General features: G+C 76.8%; 1 pseudogene. It reads right to left on the minus strand.

The features are described from left to right. Positions 1–1967: pseudogene (locus QOL99_RS16695) on the minus strand (translocation/assembly module TamB domain-containing protein); the annotation flags it as partial.

Below are 1967 nucleotides of genomic sequence, written 5' to 3' on the forward strand. Positions count from 1 at the left end.
GGTCGCGTCCCAGTCCTGCCCGCTCAGCACGCCCCGCGCCGCCGCTTGCTCGCCGCCGGGTCCCGCCGTCGTGAGGGCGAAGCGCACCCCGCCGCCCTCCACGCTGAACTCGCCCGCGATGTCGGCTCCCTCGACCTGCGCCGTCGTGCGGAAGTCTTCCCCCAGCACGGTCCGTGCCGAGACGCTCACCCCGCCCGCCGTGCCGCGCAGGTCGGCATAGTCGCCGCGCCCGGTGGCCGTCAGGTCGTAGCCGTTTCCCCGCGCCGTCAGCGTGCCCGTCACCCGGCGGTCCGCCGTGACCGTCGCCGCGCCACTGACCCGCGCTCCGCCCGCCACCGGGAGGTCCCGCGCCGTGAGGGTAAAAGCGTCCCCGTTCCACACCAGCCGCTGCCCGTCCGGGCTGAAGGAGCCGCGCTGCCCCGGCAGGTCGAGCGCCACCGGGCCGCGCAGGGTCCCGGTCACGCCGGGCACGTCCGCTGCCAGCGTCCCGCCCAGCACCCCCGTGCCCAGGTCGAGGTCGCCCCCGCCGCTCAGGGTGACGCCCGCCCCGCTGAGGCCCCGCAGGGTCCAGCGGCCCCGGAACTCGCGGTTCAGGTCCAGCCGCGCCGCGCCGAGGTCGGCCCGCAGCCCCTCCCCGTCCAGCCGCGCGGTGCCCTCCAGCCGGAAGGGACCGGCGGCCCCGTCCGTCACCCGCGCCCGCAGGTCACGCGGCGTGCCGCTCAGGGCCACCCGCGCCGACGCCGCCCCGAAGGTGGGATTGAGGGTGGCGGTCAGCGCCTGCGTGCGCAGCGAGTAGCGCCCGGCCAGCGGTCCCCCCAGCCCCTCGCCCGTCAGCGTGACGAGGTTCCGCGCGTCCACCCCCGCCCGCACGTCCAGCGGCTTTCCGGCAAAGTCGCCCGCCCACGTCGCCCGCCCCGAGCGCCCGAAGGCCCATTCGCCCGCCAGCGTCTGTTCCCCGTTCAGGCGCGTGTCGGCCTGGAAGGTGAGGGTGTTCGCCTCCGGCCCCTCGCCCCTCTCACCCGGACTGGCGAAGGCATACTCCGCCCGCAGGCCCCGGAAGGGCACCCCGGCAAAGCGCCCCGCCCCGGTCGCCTCCGCCCGCACCTCGGCGCGGTTCCAGCCCCCGGCAGTGGCCCGCAGGCGCACCTGTCCTTCCCCCGTGGTGCCCAGCGCCCGCGCCAGGCCCGAGACGCGGGGAGTCGCCTCGGCCGCCACGTCCCAGCGCTTTTGCCGGGTGTTCGCCGTGGCCCGCGCCGTCACCGGACCGTCCCAGCCGCGCCCCGAGAGCCGCAGCGCGAGGTCGTCGCCCCGGTGGGCGAGGGTGCCGTTCACGTCCTGCACGGTCACGAAGCGGGCTTCCGGCACCCGCAGACTCGCGCCGCGCACCCGCAGGTCACCGCGAATGGGCGCTCCCCCGCCCACCGCGTACTGCCCGCTGATGCGCCCGCCCGTCACGCCCGGCCAGTAGTGGTTGATGATCCGGGCGTCGGCATCCACATCCAGCAGGAAGCGGTTGCCCAACTCTCCCCCCTGCACGGCCACGTTGGCGTTCAACTCGCCCTGCCGGGTCTGCCCGCGCACGGCCAGCCGCCCGTCCTCCAGCGGCGAGACCCGGAAGCGCCCGTCGGGAACGTTCAGGCCCGCCCCGTCCACATTGACCCGCGTGTCCTGCACGTCCAGTCCGCCCAGGACCACCCGCCAGCCTTCCTTCCCGCCGTCCTCCGAGGCGGGGCCGCGCCGCAGCAGGTCGCCGAGCCGCAGGTTGACGGTGCCGCTTTTCACGGCCACGTCCAGCCGCAGGGTGCGGGTGCGGGGGTCCACCCCGGTCACGCGCACGCTGGCTTCTTCCGCCGCCGCGTCCACGCCGGGCAGCTTCACCCGCGCCCCGCGCAGGCCCGGCGACCACAGCCGCCCGTCCACACCCTCGGCGGTCACCACGTCCCCGCCGAACTGCCGCAGCGCCCACT

Source organism: Deinococcus rhizophilus (assembly GCF_030271215.1).
GTDB lineage: Bacteria > Deinococcota > Deinococci > Deinococcales > Deinococcaceae > Deinococcus > Deinococcus rhizophilus.